This is a genomic window from Haliscomenobacter sp., from assembly GCF_041740695.1.
Taxonomy (GTDB): Bacteria; Bacteroidota; Bacteroidia; order Chitinophagales; family Saprospiraceae; genus Haliscomenobacter.
The window spans coordinates 1-19,629 of the sequence record NZ_JBGSLK010000146.1 but is presented as its reverse complement, the minus strand read 5'-3'; the positions used below and the strand labels follow the sequence as shown (position 1 = coordinate 19,629).

The following is a 19,629-nucleotide window of genomic DNA, read 5'->3' as shown; positions in this document are numbered from 1 at the left end:
TGAAGGCGAATGAATTACACGATGGTTGAAAGCGAAAAAATTTATCAATCCATTTTACTCCGATTAAGCCGTATTCCGGTCGACTATCTTCAAAAAGTAGATAGTTACCTTCAACACTTTTCAGAAAACATTGAACATAAAAAACAAAATCAAGTCGAGATCATGTCTCTTGCTGGGAGCTGGTCAGATATGTCTGATGACGACTTTGAAGACTTTTTAGCAGTTACCAAAGAAACAGGACGTGAAATGTTCAGTCGCGAAATTCAGTTATGAAACAAGCTATTCTAGACACCGATACACTTTTTTTTTTTTTCAGGAATAAACCAGAAGTTAGTAATAGCCAATCACGCAATCCCCAAAATCTTATGCGTCTGCAAACTCAACTTCCACTTGGGATGCGCCATACAAAACTCCAAGGTCAAGCGCGTATTCTGTTGTCCTAGCGGCCCATCCATGGGTTGCAGGTAAAAATGTTCAAAATCCAGCTGCTCATAGCGCTCCGGTTCAGCGCCCGGCTGCGGGTACACCAGTTTCAGTTCATGCCCCTTTTGAATGAGTAGTTCGGTATGCGCTTTGGGGCTCATACAAATCCAGTCCAGCCCCGCAGGAGCCGTCACGGTGCCATTGGTTTCCACCGCGACTTCCAGTCCCCGGGCATGAAAGGCTGCAATCAATTCCTCATCCAATTGTAGCAGCGGCTCCCCCCCCGTACACACCACATAGGGCTTCCCTTCCAAAACGTAGGTATCTCCCAATTGCTTTTCACTTTTCACTTTTCGCTTTTCACTTCCTGGCCACAAGCCAATCACCATATCCGCCAAATCCTCCGCATTGTATTTCCCCCCATTTTCACCATCCATGCCCCAAAAGTCGGTATCACAAAATTGGCAAATCGCCTTGGCGCGGTCTTCCTCACGGCCCGACCAAAGGTTGCAGCCCGAAAAACGGCAAAATACCGCCGGGCGACCCGCCTGGGCACCTTCCCCTTGCAGGGTATAGAAAATTTCTTTGACTTTGTAGGTATGCTTCTTTTTCATCGTTCCGCTCCAATTAACAGGGCGCAAAGTTAGGGGGATTCCACTTGAGTTGGTTTAAATTCTCGGATTAAGACCAGAAAAAAATCACCATTTCCGAGCTGCTTTTTACCTTGCATGCCCGATCCAGATAAAAAACTTCCACCAAATTTGCACAAGCAGCAACAATTGTTACTTTTACAATTATTATCGCAAGAACAAAATAGTTGACATGAATCGATACGTCCTCGGCGCTGATTTTGGCACCGATTCGGTCCGCGCAGTGCTGGTTGATACCGCCAATGGCGCCGAATTGGCCAGTGCCGTCACCTACTACCCACGCTGGAAAAAAGGTTTGTACTGTAAGCCTGCCCAAAACCAGTTCCGCCAGCATCCCCTGGATTATGTAGAAAGCTTGGAAGACGCCATCGTACGCACCATGGCACAATTGCCGGGTATAGATCCCCTATTTGTCGTCGCCATCACCGTAGACACCACTGGTTCCACACCAGTAGCGGTGGATCAAAAGGGCACACCCCTGGCGCTTTTGCCCGAATTTGCCGAAAACCCCAACGGCATGTTCATCCTTTGGAAAGACCATACCGCCCTGGCCGAAGCGGAAGAAATCAACCACAAAGCCCGCACCTGGGGTGGAATCGACTACACCATGTACGAAGGTGGCATTTATTCTTCCGAGTGGTTTTGGGCCAAAATCACCCATACCATCCGCCAGGACGAAGCTGTACAACAAGCCGCTTATTCCTGGATGGAACATTGCGACTGGATCACCCACTTGCTCATCGGTGGCGATGATGCCCTGAGCACCAAACGCAGCCGCTGCGCCGCCGGGCACAAAGCCATGTGGCACGAATCCTGGGATGGCCTGCCCTCCGAAGACTTTTTAACCCACTTGGAACCCAAACTCGCGGGCTTGCGCGAGCGCCTCTACCAACATACCTATACCGCCAATGAGGCTGCTGGCAAGCTTTCTGCCGAATGGGCAGCGCGCCTGGGCTTGCACGAAGGCGTGGTGGTGAGTGTCGGCACATTTGATGCCCACGCTGGAGCGGTAGGCGGTGAGGCCGAAGCTTATACCCTGATCAAGGTAATGGGGACTTCCACGTGCGACATGCTCGTAGCGCCCTTGGACGAGGTGCAAGACAAACTCGTGCACGGCATCTGCGGTCAGGTAGATGGTTCGATTGTACCGGGTATGATGGGTTTGGAAGCGGGCCAGTCCGCCTTTGGCGACTTATTGGCTTGGTTCAAACAAGTCATTACCTGGCCATTGCAACAATTGCTGCCGCAAAGCCAGGTACTGGATGAAGCTACAAAAGTGGCCCTGTTGGAAGAAATAGAAGACAAAATCATCGCCCAACTCAGCGCGGCTGCCGCCAAAATTCCGGTTGCACAAACGGGGATTGTAGCCCTGGACTGGGTCAACGGTCGCCGGACGCCCGATGCGGATCAAAGCCTGAAAGGGGCCATCATGGGGCTGAACATGGGCTCAGATGCTCCCGCGATATTTAAGGCCCTGGTCGAAGCGATTTGTTTTGGTTCCAAAAAAATTGTCGATCGTTTTGAAGCCGAAGGTATCCCTATCAAAGCTGTTGTTGGTATGGGTGGTGTCGCCAAAAAATCGGATTTGGTCATGCAAACCCTGGCCGATGTACTCAATCGTCCCATCAAAATTGCCCGCTCGGAACAAGCTCCTGCCTTGGGCGCGGCAATGTATGCGGCGGTAGCGGCAGGAGTGTACCCCGATGTAGCGAGTGCCATGCAGGTGATGGGCAATGGTTTTGATAAAATTTACCACCCCATTCCAGCCAATGCCGCACTGTACGAAAATTTGTACGCCGAATACGGCCGATTCGGGGATTTTGTGGAAAAAAAGTAATTTTTTTCACCACCTAAGAAACCTGAGACACCTAAGGTACACCTAAGAATATTTACCAAATGCACAATTGCTGTGGTGTATCTTAAGTGCCTTAGGTTTCTTAGGTGGTGAAAAAACGCAGCGAAGCTGCCCAAAAAAACACCCAAAATGAAAAGTGCTTACCAAAGCCTCAAAGAAGCTTGTTACGAAGCCAATATGCAACTGCCCCAACTGGGACTGGTGCTCTTCACCTTTGGCAATGCCAGTATAGCGGATCGTTCGGCGGGCGTCTTTGCCATCAAACCCAGCGGGGTGCCTTACGCGAGCCTACGCGCGGAGGACATCGTCATCCTCGACTTTGAAGCCCAGGTGGTTGAAGGCACCAAACGGGCCTCTTCGGACACCAAAACCCACGCGGTATTGTACAAACATTGGGAACACATCGGAGGCATTGTACATACCCATTCCACCTATGCCACGGCCTGGGCCCAAACCCAACTGGACATCCCCATTCTGGGCACCACCCACGCCGACCACCTCACTGTAGACATTCCTTGCGCCCCCCCCATGGAGGACGCCATGATCCAGGGCAACTACGAATACGAAACGGGTTTTCAGATCATGAACGATTTTGCGCGGCGCGGCTACAGCTACGAAGAAGTGGAAATGATCCTGGTGGGCAATCACGCTCCTTTCACCTGGGGCAAAACGGTGGAAAAAGCCGTGTACAACAGCGCAGTATTGGAGGAAGTGGCTCGCATGGCTTACCTGAGTGTGACCATCCGACCAGATGTACCCCGCCTTAAGGACGCTTTGATCCAAAAGCATTATGAACGCAAGCATGGCTCGACCAGCTATTATGGGCAGCCCTAGTGTAAGGGCAACCCTTAGTGGTTGCCCTCTCTTGGAAAGGGCAGCCACATAGGGCTGCCCCAACGATAATCGAATAATCAAAAAATATGATCCAACTTAAACAACTCGAAGCCTGGTTTGTCACCGGAAGCCAACACCTGTATGGCCCCGAAACCCTTAAACAAGTTGCTCAAAACGCCGAAACCATTGCCAAAGCACTGGATGCTGCTGCAGATATCCCGGTAAAGGTCGTTTTTAAACCCATCGTGGTTGGGCCTGAAGAAATCAGCAAACTCATCATCGAAGCCAACTCTGCGCCGCAGTGTATCGGGCTGATTTGCTGGATGCACACCTTCTCACCCGCCAAGATGTGGATCAATGGGCTCAAAATATTGCGCAAGCCCCTGGCTCACTTACATACTCAATTCAACCAGGACATCCCCTGGTCGAGCATCGATATGGACTTTATGAACCTCAACCAATCGGCACATGGTGACCGCGAATTCGGGTTTATTGGTGCACGCATGCGCTTGAACCGCAAGGTAGTAGTGGGCCATTGGCAAGACCCCGAAGTACAGGAGCGCCTGGGCGTCTGGAGCAGGGTAGCGGCAGCCTGGAACGATTGGCAAGGCGGCAAATTTGTCCGTTTTGGCGACAACATGCGCCAGGTAGCCGTGACTGAAGGCGACAAGGTGGAAGCCGAAATCAAATTTGGGTATTCGGTCAATACCCATGGGGTAGGGGATTTGGTGCAAGTCATCAATGCGGTGAGTGATGCTCAAATCCAGCAATTGATCGAAGAATACGAAGCGAGTTATACCCTTTCAGCCAGTTTGCAAAAAGGGGGCGCTCAACGCGGTTCCCTCATTGAAGCCGCCCGCATCGAATTGGGCATGCAGACCTTCCTGGAAGCAGGTAACTTCAAAGGATACACCGATACCTTTGAAGACCTGCATGGCATGGCACAATTGCCCGGCATTGCCTCGCAGCGGCTAATGGCGGCGGGTTATGGCTTTGGTGGCGAAGGAGATTGGAAAACCTCCGCGCTGGTACGGGCGATGAAAGTAATGGGGGCAGGACTTCCTGGCGGAAACTCCTTTATGGAAGATTACACCTACCACTTCCAACCCGACAACATGCAGGTGTTGGGCTCACATATGCTGGAAATTTGCCCATCTATTGCGGCCAAAAAGCCAAGTTGTGAAGTACATCCTCTGGGGATTGGTGGCAAAGCTGACCCCGTGCGTTTGGTTTTTAACTGCCCAGCTGGCCCTGCGCTCAATGCTTCAATTGTGGACATGGGCAACCGTTTTCGCTTAATCGTCAATGAAGTGGAAGCCATTGAACCCGCACAAGATTTGCCCAAGCTGCCTGTAGCCCGGGTATTGTGGAAGGTGAAACCCGATCTCAAAACCGGAGCTGCCGCCTGGATTTTGGCTGGTGGCGCCCACCATACCTGTTACAGCCAAAACCTGAGCGCCGAATACCTGGCCGATTTTGCTGAAATCGCTGGCATTGAATACGTATTGATCAATGAGCGCACCAATTTGTACGACTTCAAAAATGAATTGCGCTGGAATGAAGTGTATTATGGTCATCGCATCTAACTGTAAGTAACCGCATGTAACCATACGTATTGGTTTTTTATATTCGCGGCCCGCATAAATTTTTTAAACAAACAAAACATTTGTATCGATGCAAAATCTACAAACGGTGGATTTGGTGGTGTTCTTTGCCTATTTTGTTCTGGTAGTTGGTTACGGTTACTGGATCTATCAGCGCAAGAAGAAAGCAGAAACCACAACCACCGATTTCTTTTTGGCCGAAGGATCACTGACCTGGTGGGCGATTGGGGCCTCTTTGATTGCTTCTAACATTTCTGCGGAGCAGTTCATTGGTATGTCGGGGAATGGTTTTTTCGTGGGGATAGCGGTGGCAGCCTATGAGTGGATTGCTGCGATTGCCCTCATTATTGTGGCGGTGTTTTTTATGCCGATCTATTTGAAAAATCATATTTACACCATGCCGCAGTTTTTAAAAACGCGGTACAATGAGACGGTGAGTATGATCATGACCATTTTCTGGTTGTTCCTGTACATTTTTGTCAACCTCACTTCGATCCTGTTCCTGGGTGCCTTGGCCATCAATAACCTGATTGGCGGCGGGTATTTTCACCTCATCATGATTGGACTGGCGGTTTTTGCCTTGTTCATTACCATTGGAGGGATGAAGGTGATTGGGTATACCGATGTATTGCAGGTTTTTGTACTGATCATTGGTGGTTTGGCGACGACCTGGTTGGCACTGACTATGGTGAGTGAAAAGTTTGGCATGGGCCAAAATGTCTTTGCTGGTTTCAACCTCTTGATGGAAAAAGCCGACGACCATTTTCACATGATCATGGCCAAACCCGGACCGGAAGCCTCGCAGGAGTACATCAATAAATACTTGCTGCTCCCTGGGATTGCCATGTATTTTGCCGGGCAATGGATCGTCAACCTGAACTATTGGGGCTGCAACCAATACATCACCCAACGGGCTTTGGGCGCTGACCTCAACACGGCGCGTACGGGGATTTTGTTTGCGGGTTTCCTCAAATTGATGATGCCGATTATCGTGATGTTGCCAGGTATTGCCGCTTACGTACTGTACCAAAACGGCGAATTGCAAGCACAAATGGCACCCGATGGTAAATTTATGACCGACAATGCCTATTCGGCCATTTTGACCTTCTTGCCTTCGGGCCTGAAAGGTTTGTCAATGGCGGCACTGACGGCGGCCATTGTGGCCTCATTGGCTGGGAAAGCCAACAGTATTTCGACCATTTTCACCCTGGATATTTACAAGAAATACTTTGAAAAAGAAGCCGATGACCGCAAACTGGTCTGGGTGGGTCGGATGACCATTGTAGCTTCGATGGTATTGGCGATTGCCCTGACTTGGAATGACCTTTTGGGCATTGGGGGTGAAGGTGGTTTTACCTTTATCCAAAAATACACCGGATTCATCAGTCCCGGGGTGTTTGCCATGTTCCTCTTGGGCATGTTTTGGAAACGCACCACCGGGGCAGCGGCAGTAGCCGGGGTATTGGTTGGGTTCATCCTGTCCGTGTTCTTCAACGAATACGCTCCAGCGGTATTTGGCAACAATACCATCTTGTACACGGCTTATCCCAACGGCAAAGGTGGCTTCGAAATTCCATTTTTGATTTGTATGGGCCTTGCCTTTGGATTCACGATGCTGGTGATGATCATCATGAGTTTGTTTGGGCCTAAAGTGAATGAAAAAGCTTTTGCATTGGACGCCAGTATGTTCAAAGTACGCCCACAAATCATGGCAATGATTGTGGCTACTGTTTTGATCTTGACGGCGATTTACATCAAGTTCTGGTAACACACTACTGGACATTTTTGTTTTTCAGGCTCGGAGGACATGAATAGCCCCTGGCTTCAGCCAGGGGCTATCCATGTCCTCCGAGCAAAATGTCCAGTATTATGGCGGATTACTCAATCCACAATTGCATTTTTCTGCACTTTCTTATGTAGTGGAGCCAGAAGGGGCAATGCTGCCGAGCCATACCAGGGATGTAACTCCATCACCAAACTGCCCGCTTTGATCGCTGGATCGGTCTCCATCAATTTTTTGGCTTCCTCCACCGAGCGCACATCAAAAATGTAGATACCCCGAGTTTTAGGATGAATCAACAAACTTATACTATTATTTTGTTTTTTAAAATTTTTAACATAAAAAATTGTATGACCTTTAAATTTGATAACAAATCAAGCTTGATTGGTTAAGAAAAATGCAAAGTTTTCTCCTGCTTTAACTTTGCTGTAGAACTTTGCGTCCTTAGTTTGTAATTTTAAAGAATTAAATGATCGGGCGATATTAATTAGCATTGCCCGTCCAGCACTTACCTCCAGAACAACCAAATTTGCTGCGGTATGAAAACACTATTTAACCCTCATTTAGGTCAGAAACTTCTTCTGCTCACCAGTCTCTTGTTGTTCAGTGTATTTGGCTTTGCCCAAAAACTGGATAGCTTGCTTAAAAAAAGCCCGAGCCGCCCTCGTGCCCAAATCGAGATCAAACCAAGCGTGGAGGATTCCATCAAAACACCCGCTACCACGGATCAAGCCAAATTTGAGGAATTGCTCAAAAAAGCGCAGGGCAGTGCGGATGTCGTTAGTTTGTTGCGGCAAGCCAAAGAACTGTGTACCACGGCCAAGTTGGACAATTGTGACAGCCAGCTCAAAACGGCTTTTTCCCGCGAAACCAAACGTTTGCTCGAGCTCAACAACCAGGATCGACTCAAAGAGGCGAGAGAGTTATGCGACCTCTACAGTACTGACAATTGCAGCGAACGAATTCGGGAAAAAGATGCCCAGTTGCGCTTTGACGCGCTCATTGAAGCGGGGAAAAACGCGAGTGGTTTTGAACAAAAACGCAGCAAGTTTTTGGAAGCCAAGTCTTTTTGTGAAAAAAACAGCCTGGCCGTGCTCAACTGGAACTGCCAGACCACGGCAGAGGACTTGTTGAAAAAATTGCATGCCGACCGCTACACCGAACTGCTCAACAACACAAGCAGTCGCCGCACTTTTGAGGAGAAATGGAAAGCCTTGGGGGAGGTAGAAGCACTGGTCAATGAAAATCCCACTTACCTGAGCGGGAAAAAAACCGAAGTCAGCGACCGCAAATACCGCTTGCAAGAAGAAGAATTGGCGCGCTTGCGTACAAAGATGGAGCAATCCACTGCTTTTGAGGACAAAGAAAACGCCTACCTGGACGCCATAGATTTTGTCAAAAAATACCAACTCAGCGATAAGTCACTCAATGACCTGGATTACAAAATGCGGGAAGCCGCCCGCACAGAAGTTCAAAATATCCTGTACCGCCGTCGGCAGTTGGATTACCGCCGCCGCATTGAGCAATTGCGCTACGCCATTCGCCTCAACCGCAATTACATAGCCGAACAGCTCAACCGGGAAATCAACAGCGTCATTTTCAAAGAACGCGATGATGCGATCGCGGAGGCTGGCCGCCAGCCGACTTTGCGCCTCAAGGAAGAGCACTTGCGCACTTTTGCGGGGGAATATTGCAAATTGTTGAGTACCGACCGGGATCAGAATGCCTGTTTTGCGGAGCTGGAAAGTTTGATTCAACAAGCGTATCAGGCCGAGCTCGCCGTTTTGCAGCAACGCGCCCGTCAGGCCGCGCAGGGCAACGATTGGTCCCTGATTCACAACTACTACAACCAGGCGATCGTATTTGCCGATGCCAATCCACGCTATTTCAATAGTTATGCGACCTCCACCTTGCGGGGAGAAAAACAGGAAGCCCTGCGCAAGTATTCGGACAACAGCCAACGTCGCTTTGTGGATTACCTGCGCAGCGACAACCTGAGCCAGGCCGAAACCTCACTTAGCGACCTGCAAAACATGCAGCGGACCTCAGGTTTTCAGTTTTTGAACACCAATGACCTGCTTGTTGACCTCCACCAGGAGTACCTGCGCAAGATTGGCAACCTGCGCGACCAGCAGCGTTTTCAGGAAGGTTTCCGCGCCCTGGACAAGGTGGAAAGCCTCGAACAACAAATGACCAGCGCACTCCCCCAAAACAACAGCCGGGAGGAACGCCGCCGCCTGAGCCAGGATCACTACAGCTTTTTGGCCAAAGAAGCGGAGCGCTGGATGTACAATCCCGGCACTGCGGAAACGGCCATTCGCCGCTTCAATTCCCTGGATTCGGTGCGTACCTTGTATCGCCCTTATTTGACGGAAACCCAAACCGCCCAGGTGGCACGCATGCGGCGGAGTTTTAGTTTGCGCACCTTGGGATACTTGGATCAGTACCTGCGCAACGACCAGATCGATGCGGGTGTAGTGCTTTTTGAAGACCTGAGTACCTTCATCACCACGGCCCAGTCCGGTGATAGTTTGACCAATGCGTTTGTAACCCGGGGCCCTATTCTTTTTGGCCGCAAAATTGATGCCCAAAAACGTTTATTGGAAGGCATGATTACAGCTGGCGCGTTGGACGATGCTGCCGCAGTACTGGCCCGTTTGCGCAAAGAAAACGTCACTTTGGCGCGCACCCTCAAAGTGAGCGACAAGCAGCCAGATCCCTTCGTGGAGACCGAATTCAAATTGCAACTGACCCGTGGGCAAACCTTGATCGCCCAAGGCAATGCCCAAAAAGCCTTGGATTTGTTGCACCCATTGGTCGAAGCCAATCAAACCAGCAGCCTGAGCATGCGCGACGACGCTATCCGCTTGCGCGATCAGGTCTTTGCCGATTTGTTGGATAAAAAATTGAGTGAAGTAGAACGCACTTATGACCAACAGGCCAAATATGAAGCCCTGAAAAGTTTCCGGCAATACATGACTTCTTACCCCTTACCAGTGCCCATTGCCCTACAAAATCGCTATAAAAACATTGCCAAAGCGTCTTGTTTCGAAGAAAGAGAAATGTACGAAACAGGTGTGAAAAACGCCGAACAATTGATCAGTCAACGCAAGTTTGCGGCTGCTTACGACATTTACCAAAAGATATACACGGTTTGCCAGGCCGCCACTTATTGCGACCTCGACATTTATACCATCAACGAAGCATTGCGCAAATACGAAGCACCCAAAGATTTTGAACTAGCCCAATTGGAGTTCCAAAACCTGGAAAAAAATAAAAACTGGGAAGCTTTTGAAAGCCAATACCGCAAACTGGAACGGGCTTTCGAAACCAACAACCTGGGCAATTTTGGCTTCAAACTTCAGCCCATGGAACAATACCTCCGCGACCCCAAACATTTTGACTTCGCGGAATACTTCATTGGCCACAATTGTCTGTTTACCGACCAAATGCCGTTAATTGGTGAAATCCTCAATGCCCATTATGCCACCTCGGGCGCAGCAGCTGAAAATTTTAAGTCACTGGTGAATAAAATGGCCGATCGTTTCCACGAAGCCAATCCACAAACTAGCCTCAAAGAAGCCCAAAAGTTTTTCAGCATCAGCGGGAAAGCGGCCAAGGGGGTGAAGAAGGGGCTGAAGACGCGGTGGAAAACGTACTGAGCCGTCGGCTTTGAGCTATCAGCCATCAGCCGTCAGCCGTCGGCTTTGAGCGATTAGAGTTTCTATCTGATTGCTGATAGCTCAAAGCTGATAGCTGACTGCTGGAACCTTTTTTTGTGGCTTTTTAAAATATTTTTTAAAAATCTGCATTCATATAGTACTTCGATTAAAATTCAGCCTGATTTGGTATACCCTAGACAAGTCTAACAGCCACTCGGCTGCATTTGGCGAAGGTTGGTTTTGCTTGCAATGGTTTTTTTGCCCTGTATCAGCGACTTACGTGTATGGTTTTCCTTTATCTTTCACGGATACCTTAATTTTGCGTGGAAATAATTCAAATACGTAAAAAAAAGATATTTTTGGGGCTGAAAATTATTTAACAACCAAGCAAAGGGAATTTTGGTAATTTTGGCCATCTCAAAAACTCGTCCCATGACCAGAGTATGTTTACTTGTCATTTTTTTATTGACGACCGCTGTTTCATTCGCTCAACAGCTTTCCCTGTTTACCCAATATCGTGAAAATCAGACGATTATTAACCCTGCAGCGGTTGAATCGGATTTTCTTGCATATGGTAACAACATCAGTGTTGGGGCTTCTTACCGTAGCCAGTGGACTGGTTTCGGCGGTGCTGCCCCCAAAACACAAACGCTGCGTGCTTCCTACCTCAATTCTGGCGGCAGCGGAGTAGCCATGATGTTCGGCGGTCATTTGATCAACGACCAAACTGGCCCCACGGGGTTCACTGGTTTTTACGGTCGCATTGCCGGGGTATTGAGCGAAGATCCCGAATACGGAGGTTTGTCGATTGGCCTTACTGCGGGGATGGTTCAATACCGCGTTCGCTCTTCTGAAATCAGACTTCGGGATGACAACGATGCACTTTCAGGAGCTGATCAAGGACAAATGTTCCCTGACGTAGGTGTGGGCATGTTTTTTTACAAAGCAGTTGGAGGTCGATTTTCGGACGACTACTTCTACGCTGGCCTTTCCGTTCCACAGGCTTTTGGCTTGGATCTCACCTTTACCAATGATCAGGGCGAGTTTTTCACCAAAAGGGTCCAACACTTCTATGGACAAATCGGTTATTACAAGTTTTTCCGCAATGATGGTTTTCTTGAGCCATCCATGTGGGTGAAATACACCCCCAATACACCAGTCAACGTCGATGTCAACTTGCGCTATCAAATGCCAACGGCACTTTGGATCGGGGCGGGTGGTTCTTCGGCGGGTGCTGTACACCTGGAAACGGGGTTTGTACTTGGTGAAAATGCGGGGTTAAACAATACTTTCCGCTTTGGCTATGGTTTCGATTACAACTTCAGTACATTCGGCCCCTCTACTGGTGGTACCCATGAATTGAACTTAACTTTGTCGTTCCAAAATTGATAGCTCGGTTCATTTCCATGAATTGAATTAAGACTGGAAAATGGACATCATGTCCCAAATTCATTCTTCCATGAAAAAAATTCTTGCTCTGCTAGGTTTTGTCCTAGCTGTTCAAATGATGGCCTGGGCTCAAGGGCCCTCGATTAACTTTTCCTCTGGTGTAAAAAACACTGGGGAAGAGATTTGTATCCAGGTGACGGTCAAAGACTTCTCGGATATGACCGAGCTTAAGATTCCCATTCGCTGGGATAGCACAATTTTGGAATACAAAGAGGTGCGCGTCACGGGTAAATTACCTGCCCTGGACGTTTCCGATTTTAATCCTAGCCGTACTAAATCGGGTTTGTTGTTCCTGAACTGGTCCCCGGGGGACTGTGCTGAGGCTAACTCGATTACGATCAATGACTTTGAAACTATTTTTGAAGTATGTTTCACGGTTATTGGTAAATATGGTCAGGCAACCTCGATTGCCATGTCCGATGACCGAGATTTTATTGGAGACTTGGATCCAATCATTTTTAAGCGGTACTTCGGGACTGGTTGTTCAGCAATTGGGTACAATCCCAATTCAGCCGTAGGAGACGTAGCGGTTGGTGTTCGGCCAATTCGACTTTTCGCCAATGAGGCTGCGGGTAATACGGGTGATATTGTAGTCATCAACGTAAAAGTGAGTGGATTTGACAAATTGACCAGCTGTCAGTTCTCGATGAACTACGATTCTACCTTGTTGGAGTTCACGAATGTACTTCCGCTGGAAGCTTTGACTAACCTCTCCACGAGTAGTTTTGGACGGCCTAATGACACTCAAGGTAGCATTAAGAAGGGGAACTTAACCGTTTCCTGGTCGTATATCGATCCGCTGGGAAATGGCACATCATTACCGGATAGTACCACCATTTTTCAGGTTTCCTTTAAAATCATCGGCCCCTGCGGATCCGACCTGGCTGAGGTTTCTTTCTCCGATTCGCCAACCAAAAGGGAGGCCATCAATACCGTTAAAGAAGGTGAAGTGATTCCGATCATTGGTACCTCAACATACATTACGATTGACCAGTGTGACCCTCCTGGGCTTAAGCTGGCCGTTGATTGTGGTGCTCCAGTGCAGATCAATCAGGAGGTATGTGTCAAAGTATTGGCTACTGAAGGAATGAACGAGATCACTCGTTTGGCCTTTTTGACGGAATGGAACCCCAATACGCTTCAGTTCATTCGCATTGCCAATCCAAAAGGCAAAATACCTGGTTTTTCGGAATCATTCTTTAATAAGTCCAATGTCGCCAATGGGGTACTCGGAGTGGACTGGATAACACCATCGGTTAATCAAACAGCAACATTAGATCCAGGTGAGGTGCTTTTTGAAGTTTGCTTCAAGGCCATTGGTTTGGGTGGAACTTTGAGCCCAACGGATAGTATCCTGGAAGCCCCGGTTCAATTAAACCGGAACACGGCGATTATCAATCGTAGAGGTAGCGTACTCAATATGGGATTGGCACCCAGCAACTGCGAAGTACAAATCAAACAGCCTCCTGGGGTACGGGTGGTACTCACGGCAGGAAATGGCAAGCCAGGTGACGAGATTTGTACCGATGTAACGGTGGGCAATTTCCAAAATGTCATTGACTTTCAGTTCTCGTTGAGCTGGGAACCAGCCGACATTCAATTTACCCAGGTCAAAAACCTCAATACGACACGGCTTCCGGGTTTAAGCTTCAATGCCAATTTTGATACGGCAGCTGCTTCAGGTGGCGCATTGACCTTTAACTATGAAACACAAACGCCCGTTACCGCACTGGAAGGAACGGTGATTTTCCAGGTTTGTTACAAAATCATTGGCCCTTCTCCCGGAGAGTTGGGTACCCAGGATAACTGCGACAACAATATTGAAATTTTGGATTTCCCGTTGGAGAGTCAGGCAATTCTCAGTACTTCCAACGGTAAAAACGTAGGGATTACGGGGGCACCTGCCAATGTTTGTATCTTAAACCCGACTGGCTTCTTCCTTTTGATGGGTGAAAATACTGGTTACATTAAAGACACCGTATGTGTTGATTTTAAAGTTGAGAGCTTTAAAAAAGTAACCTCTACCCAATTCAAAGTCAACTGGCCAACGGCACTGAAATTTGTTTCTGCAACGCCTACGACTGGATTGACCGGGTTTAATTTGGATGTGAGTTCGGCAAATGTAGGGGTAATGACGGTGGATTACAGCGACCCTTCTGGTAAGGATTTGGCCGATTCTTCAACCATTTTCACCATGTGTTTTGAATTGATCAGTGGGATCAATGAATGCCACAAGATTGACATCAACAATAGCCCCAATCCATCGGTAACCACCTTGGATGGGGTAGGAAGTGTATTCCCTAAAGCAGGTGAAGTTTGTGTTAAAGACACCATCCTGATTGTTGATACCCTCATTACCCAGGTATCTTGTCCTGGGCTTAGCAACGGAACCATTCAGATAAAAGCTGTAGATGGTGCGGGTGCGGATAAGCCTTTCTTTTATACCTGGACAGTCTTGGATCAAACTGGACCACTTCAATTCACGCAAAAAGCCATCAATTTGCCCGCAGGAAGGGTGCAGCTACGGATATTCAGCGGGCAAGGCGCTGATGCAATTATTCGAGTAGATACCTTTGACATTCCTGAAAATGCCACTGTCCCACTAGCGAATGCGGGGCGAGATACCATCAAAGGTTGTCGTGGTGGCATTCGCTTAAATGGAAGTGGCGCAGCAGGTGCGAATATCCAGTATACATGGAAAGCCATTACAGGTCAAATCGAGGGTGAATTCGATCGAACCTTTACTATAGTGAGCGAACCGGGTATTTATGCCTTTACCGTATTTGATAAAAGTACGGGTTGTGGGGGGACAGATACGGTGGAAGTCCGCAATGCTCCTGTCCCCGTAGCTGATGCAGGGAATGACGCTTTTCTAGATTGTCGAGGGGATACCCTCCGCCTGGATGGTAGCAAATCCACGCAAGGTACTACCATCAAATACAAATGGAGCGGCCCAGTAGGTACAACCATCGACCCAACAGAAATAAGCTCACTAAATCCAAAAGCAACCAACCCAGGTTTTTATACCTTGCAAGTTCAGGATAGCATCACCCGATGTACGTCTGTGGATACTGTAGAAATTAAAAGTGCTCAAACCCGTCCCGTAGCAAATGCGGGCGAGGATCTTTTATTGGGCTGCAATGGTGAAACAGTAACCCTGGATGCGAGTAAATCACAGAACAGTGTTCCGGTTATTTATGAATGGTTGGATGAAAGCAATACAATCCTGAGCCGGGGTATCAAATTTGATGTGTCTATCCAAGGTACTTATTTGCTACGTATCGTGGATGAAGCGAATGGTTGTTTGGATGTAGATACCATTTTGGTGAAGCCAAGTTTGGATTACCCAAGCGTCATTGGTTCCAAAGACATCGACATTTCCTGTAAAATTGATAAGCCAGTGCTGACTACCAGCATCAGCAATACACCTCAGTTCAAGGCGAAATGGACCAGCGCGGATGGTGGTTTGTTTCAAACGGGTACAGATACCATTCTCAATGCCATCGTTACTGCACCAGGTACTTATGTCCTGGTGGTAACCAATACAGCGAGCAATTGTGTCACAAATGATACCGTGCTGGTTAAAGAGAATAAAACCACTCCAACTGTTGATGTTGGTGCTGGAGGATCCTTGACCTGTACGGTGCCAAGCTTGTCTCTGACGGCTACCGTGGGTGGAAGCCAAAACCTGAGCTTAACTTGGACAAAGGATGGCCAGGCATTCGCTAAAGACTCTACTTCACTGCGCATTACCGCAGGGGGCACCTACCGCTTGCAGGCATTGGATACCCTTAGTGGATGCTCGGTAGTAGATTCCGCGGTAATTGCTCAAGATGGAGCATTGCCACAAGTGACCATCGCCAACCTGCCGAAAATCTCCTGTAAAACACCAAATGCTACACTAACTGCCACGGTTAGTCCGGCCACTGCGAATTACAGCTTTGAGTGGACAACTACCGATGGAAACATTGTAAGTGGTGGTGCTACGGTCAGTTCCAGTGTGAACAGAGCTGGATCTTATTCCATCAAAGTTACCAATTCAACTACCGGATGTATCGGAGAAGGATTGGCACAAATCATCGCAGATACAACGCGCCCGGTGGCTCAAGCAGGGGTAGATCAAGCTTTGAGCTGTAAAACGGATACCCTTTCCTTGAATGGTACAGGTTCTTCGACAGGCACTCAATATACCTATACCTGGACAGCGAAAAGTGGCGGTGCAACGCCTGCTCCGGCCAATGCACTTCAAGCAAAGATTAGCCAGCCAGGGGTGTACGTCCTGACTGTGCGGGATACGGCAAATGGCTGTTTCCGCGCAGATAGTTTGAATGTCACTTCGGATAAAGCAGCACCACAAGCGTCGATTGCCCAGGCACCTGCCATTACCTGTAAAACCCCTGCCGTACAAGTGACTGCTACGGGTTCGCAAGGTGCGCTGTTTCAGGTCACTTGGAAGGGCCCGAATGGACAAGCAGTAACGCCTGGTGCCAACCCATTGCAGATCAGTGCATCGGTGGGTGGCACGTACGAACTGACGATTTTGAATACTCAAAACTCCTGTTCTACCGTAGCAACTACAACCATTGCTGATGATTCGCAAAAACCAGTTATCCAGGCTGTCACTCCGGTTCCAATCGCTTGTGCTGGTGTGAAAGTATCCCTCAATGGAGCTGGATCGGCTACTGGAGCAGGAATTACCTACAAATGGACCGTTGGGACCGGCAATGGCACCATTACACCCGACAATACCTTGACGCCGCAAGTCAACGCGCCGGGTACCTACAAACTGGTGGTCACCAATAGTGAAAATGGGTGTACCAGTGAGTCTATGGTAACGGTTTCATTGGACAACTCCTTGGCTCGTGCCTCCGCAGGTCGTGATACTTCTACCTGTAACGATGAAGCACCACTGATCGGTAACTTGCCAGCGGGTACTACCGGGCAATGGTCAGGTCCAAACGGGATTACCATTGAAATGCCAGCCTTGGCCAGCACGATGGCAATAGGGCTTAACCCAGGAAGCAGTCGCTTCATTTGGTCGCTTTCTACCGCAGATTGCCCTAATTATAGCCGCGACTCTTTGAACATTACACGTCAAGATATCCCAGATGCGGTTGCAGATCGCCTGGATAATTTTGTAGCCACTGCTGACAAGCCTACTGCAACGATCAATGTAGTGGCCAACGACCTCAAAATTCCTACTAATCCAGGATACATTGTTACCGTTGCAAAGGACCCAAGCCTGGGTGTTATCGACGGGATCAATGGGGGGAGCATCGTCTATCGTGGATTACCTGGGCGCTCGGGAACGGATCAATTCGTCTATCAGGTTTGTAACAAAATCTGTGTCGACCTTTGTGATACTGCGGCCGTAAGAATACAGGTTAAGTCAGACAACACCTACCAATTCTCGGTTCCGACGGGGATTACGCCGAACGGTGATGGTGCCAACGATGAATTGCGTTTCGAAGTGCTCGAAGTTCAACCAGAACAGTACAAAGACAACGAAATAGTGATCTTCAACCGTTGGGGAGACATCGTGTACCGGGCCAAACCTTACGTCAATAACTGGAGAGGTACCAACAGCACCGGGCAAGATTTGCCAACGGGTACCTACTACTATGTTTTACGATTGGATATTTCGAATGGGGTCATCATCAAAGGTGACATTACCATTGTGAAATAACATAGAGACCAGGTTTTACCCAAAACCATCATGAGGATGAAGCCCGCAGGAGCAAGGATTGCTCTTGCGGGCTTTCTTTTTAAATTAGGTTTCAATTACACATTTCCCACAAAAGAATGGCTAAATTTGTGGCAATTTTCAACTCTGACCAAATTATACCACACTATGGCTATTTCAAATGCCAATCCAAACGTTCGTCTTGAGCATGATTTGCTGGGCGAAAAACACCTGCCTGTGGATGCCTATTACGGCATTCAAACCCAGCGGGCGCTGGAAAATTTCAAGATCAGTGGCGTGACCATGCAGTTTTTCCCGGAGTTCATCGAAGCCTTGGCTGAAGTGAAAAAAGCGTCGACCTTGGCGAACTACGACCTTGGTTTTTTGTCCGATGAGGTCAAAAACGCTATTGTAGCCGCGTGTGATGAAATCATTGCGGGTAAATTTCACGACCAGTTTAAAGTGGACATGATTCAGGGTGGGGCAGGTACCTCTACCAACATGAACGCCAACGAGGTGATCGCCAATCGCGCCCTCGAAATCATGGGCCACAAAAAAGGCGATTACGACCATTGCCACCCCAACAACCACGTCAACATGTCGCAATCCACCAACGATGCCTATCCTACGGCGTTAAAAATTGCACTGATCAAAAGTAAATCCAGATTGTTGATGGAATTAGTGGCCCTCATCAACAGTTTCCGCCGCAAGGGCGAGCAGTACCAGCACGTTATCAAAATGGGGCGTACCCAATTGCAGGATGCCGTACCCATGACGATGGGCCAAACCTTTGAAGCTTATGCCGTTACCCTGGAGGAAGAAATTGACCGCATTGAAAGCAATACCAACCTGTTTTTAGAGGTGAATCTGGGTGGTACCGCGATTGGTACAGGCATCAATACTTCGCCCAACTACGCGCGATTGGTGATTGCCCATTTGCGGGATGTATCAGGCTTCAAAGTAGTCAAGGCCAAAAATTTGATTGAAGCCACCCAGGATACTGGTGCTTTTATCATGTTTTCCTCTGCAGTAAAACGCCTGGCGATCAAGTTGTCCAAAATCTGCAACGACTTGCGCTTACTTTCCTCTGGGCCACGGACGGGGTTCAATGAAATCAATTTGCCGCCCATGCAGCCGGGATCTTCCATCATGCCAGGCAAGGTCAACCCGGTGATTCCAGAAGTGGTCAACCAAATTGCTTTTCGCGTGATGGGAAACGACCTGACGGTGAATATGGCCGTCGAAGCCGGTCAATTGGAACTCAATGCTTTTGAACCCATCATCGGTCACTGCCTGTTTGAGTCCGTCAATATCCTCAGGAATGGCATGCAAACCCTGCGTACCAAATGTATAGATGGCATCACCGTCAACGAAAAGCGCTGCTGGGATATGGTCAAAAACAGCATCGGTATTGTAACTGCCTTAAACCCTGTATTGGGCTACGAAATTTGCACCGCCTTATCCAAAGAGGCACTGGCCAACGATCGTAGCATCTATGATCTGGTTTTGGAGCAAAACCTGCTTAGCCAGGATGAGTTAGATAAAGTTTTGTCGCCGGAGAATATGATCCGGCCGCAACTGAAGGCGAACAAGTAAGTGAAGAGTGAAGAGTGAAGAGTGAAGAGTGAAGAGTGAAGAGTGAAGAGTGAAGAGTGAAGAGTGAAGAGTGAAGAGTGAAGAGTGAAGAGT

At 48.5% G+C, this 19,629-nt stretch carries 10 protein-coding genes and 1 pseudogene; 9 read left to right on the top strand and 2 right to left on the bottom strand.

The window, feature by feature from the left end; genetic code table 11:
- The first annotated feature begins 21 nt into the window (after nt 1-21).
- Complete coding sequence (locus tag ACEW9O_RS30080; protein ID WP_373553946.1) at nt 22-273, top strand: hypothetical protein; 252 nt, start codon at nt 22-24, stop codon at nt 271-273.
- Nucleotides 274-344: 71 nt separating this feature from the next.
- Here the strand turns inward: ACEW9O_RS30080 and queE are convergent, their stop codons facing one another.
- Nucleotides 345-1,037, bottom strand: a complete 693-nt coding sequence (gene queE, locus ACEW9O_RS30075; RefSeq protein ID WP_373553945.1) for a 7-carboxy-7-deazaguanine synthase — start codon at nt 1,035-1,037, stop codon at nt 345-347.
- Between the two features lie 208 nt (nt 1,038-1,245).
- Here queE and ACEW9O_RS30070 point away from each other — a divergent pair, with 208 nt between their 5' ends.
- The 4 genes from ACEW9O_RS30070 to ACEW9O_RS30055 all read left to right on the top strand — a co-directional run bounded on the left by ACEW9O_RS30070 (nt 1,246) and on the right by ACEW9O_RS30055 (nt 7,134).
- On the top strand, nt 1,246-2,910 hold the full coding sequence (locus tag ACEW9O_RS30070) for a ribulokinase (RefSeq protein WP_373553944.1): 1,665 nt from the start codon (nt 1,246-1,248) through the stop codon (nt 2,908-2,910).
- Between the two features lie 147 nt (nt 2,911-3,057).
- Nucleotides 3,058-3,762: an L-ribulose-5-phosphate 4-epimerase AraD gene (gene araD, locus ACEW9O_RS30065; RefSeq protein WP_373553943.1), complete on the top strand. Its 705-nt coding sequence runs from the start codon at nt 3,058-3,060 to the stop codon at nt 3,760-3,762.
- A gap of 86 nt (nt 3,763-3,848) precedes the next feature.
- Complete coding sequence (araA, locus tag ACEW9O_RS30060; RefSeq protein WP_373553942.1) at nt 3,849-5,348, top strand: L-arabinose isomerase; 1,500 nt, start codon at nt 3,849-3,851, stop codon at nt 5,346-5,348.
- 88 nt (nt 5,349-5,436) lie between these two features.
- Nucleotides 5,437-7,134, top strand: a complete 1,698-nt coding sequence (locus tag ACEW9O_RS30055; protein ID WP_373553941.1) for a sodium/solute symporter — start codon at nt 5,437-5,439, stop codon at nt 7,132-7,134.
- A 113-nt stretch (nt 7,135-7,247) separates the two neighbouring features.
- Here ACEW9O_RS30055 and ACEW9O_RS30050 read toward each other — a convergent pair.
- A pseudogene (locus tag ACEW9O_RS30050) lies at nt 7,248-7,427 on the bottom strand (hypothetical protein); the annotation flags it as partial.
- 258 nt (nt 7,428-7,685) lie between these two features.
- Between ACEW9O_RS30050 and ACEW9O_RS30045 the strand changes: the two are divergent.
- The 4 genes from ACEW9O_RS30045 (at nt 7,686) to aspA (ending at nt 19,536) form a co-directional block, all read left to right on the top strand.
- Nucleotides 7,686-10,808 carry a hypothetical protein gene (locus tag ACEW9O_RS30045; RefSeq protein WP_373553940.1) on the top strand — a complete coding sequence of 1,041 codons (3,123 nt, stop codon included), beginning with the start codon at nt 7,686-7,688 and terminating at the stop codon, nt 10,806-10,808.
- A 432-nt stretch (nt 10,809-11,240) separates the two neighbouring features.
- Nucleotides 11,241-12,197 (top strand): PorP/SprF family type IX secretion system membrane protein, encoded by a 957-nt coding sequence (locus tag ACEW9O_RS30040; protein WP_373553939.1) that lies wholly within the window; start codon nt 11,241-11,243, stop codon nt 12,195-12,197.
- Nucleotides 12,198-12,267: 70 nt separating this feature from the next.
- The gene (locus tag ACEW9O_RS30035) at nt 12,268-17,943 is read left to right on the top strand and encodes a gliding motility-associated C-terminal domain-containing protein (protein ID WP_373553938.1); all 5,676 of its coding nucleotides are present in this window, start codon (nt 12,268-12,270) and stop codon (nt 17,941-17,943) included.
- A 165-nt stretch (nt 17,944-18,108) separates the two neighbouring features.
- Nucleotides 18,109-19,536: an aspartate ammonia-lyase gene (aspA, locus tag ACEW9O_RS30030; RefSeq protein ID WP_373553937.1), complete on the top strand. Its 1,428-nt coding sequence runs from the start codon at nt 18,109-18,111 to the stop codon at nt 19,534-19,536.
- Nucleotides 19,537-19,629: the final 93 nt, after the last annotated feature.

What these genes read in the sequence shown, in the direction of transcription:
- araA (WP_373553942.1), top strand. Translation starts at nt 3,849, where the DNA reads ATGATCCAACTTAAACAACTCGAAGCCTGGTTTGTCACCGGAAGCCAA.
- ACEW9O_RS30045 (WP_373553940.1), top strand. Translation starts at nt 7,686, where the DNA reads ATGAAAACACTATTTAACCCTCATTTAGGTCAGAAACTTCTTCTGCTC.
- ACEW9O_RS30080 (WP_373553946.1), top strand. Translation starts at nt 22, where the DNA reads ATGGTTGAAAGCGAAAAAATTTATCAATCCATTTTACTCCGATTAAGC.
- ACEW9O_RS30070 (WP_373553944.1), top strand. Translation starts at nt 1,246, where the DNA reads ATGAATCGATACGTCCTCGGCGCTGATTTTGGCACCGATTCGGTCCGC.
- queE (WP_373553945.1), bottom strand. Translation starts at nt 1,037, where the DNA reads ATGAAAAAGAAGCATACCTACAAAGTCAAAGAAATTTTCTATACCCTG.
- ACEW9O_RS30035 (WP_373553938.1), top strand. Translation starts at nt 12,268, where the DNA reads ATGAAAAAAATTCTTGCTCTGCTAGGTTTTGTCCTAGCTGTTCAAATG.
- araD (WP_373553943.1), top strand. Translation starts at nt 3,058, where the DNA reads ATGAAAAGTGCTTACCAAAGCCTCAAAGAAGCTTGTTACGAAGCCAAT.
- ACEW9O_RS30040 (WP_373553939.1), top strand. Translation starts at nt 11,241, where the DNA reads ATGACCAGAGTATGTTTACTTGTCATTTTTTTATTGACGACCGCTGTT.
- ACEW9O_RS30055 (WP_373553941.1), top strand. Translation starts at nt 5,437, where the DNA reads ATGCAAAATCTACAAACGGTGGATTTGGTGGTGTTCTTTGCCTATTTT.
- aspA (WP_373553937.1), top strand. Translation starts at nt 18,109, where the DNA reads ATGGCTATTTCAAATGCCAATCCAAACGTTCGTCTTGAGCATGATTTG.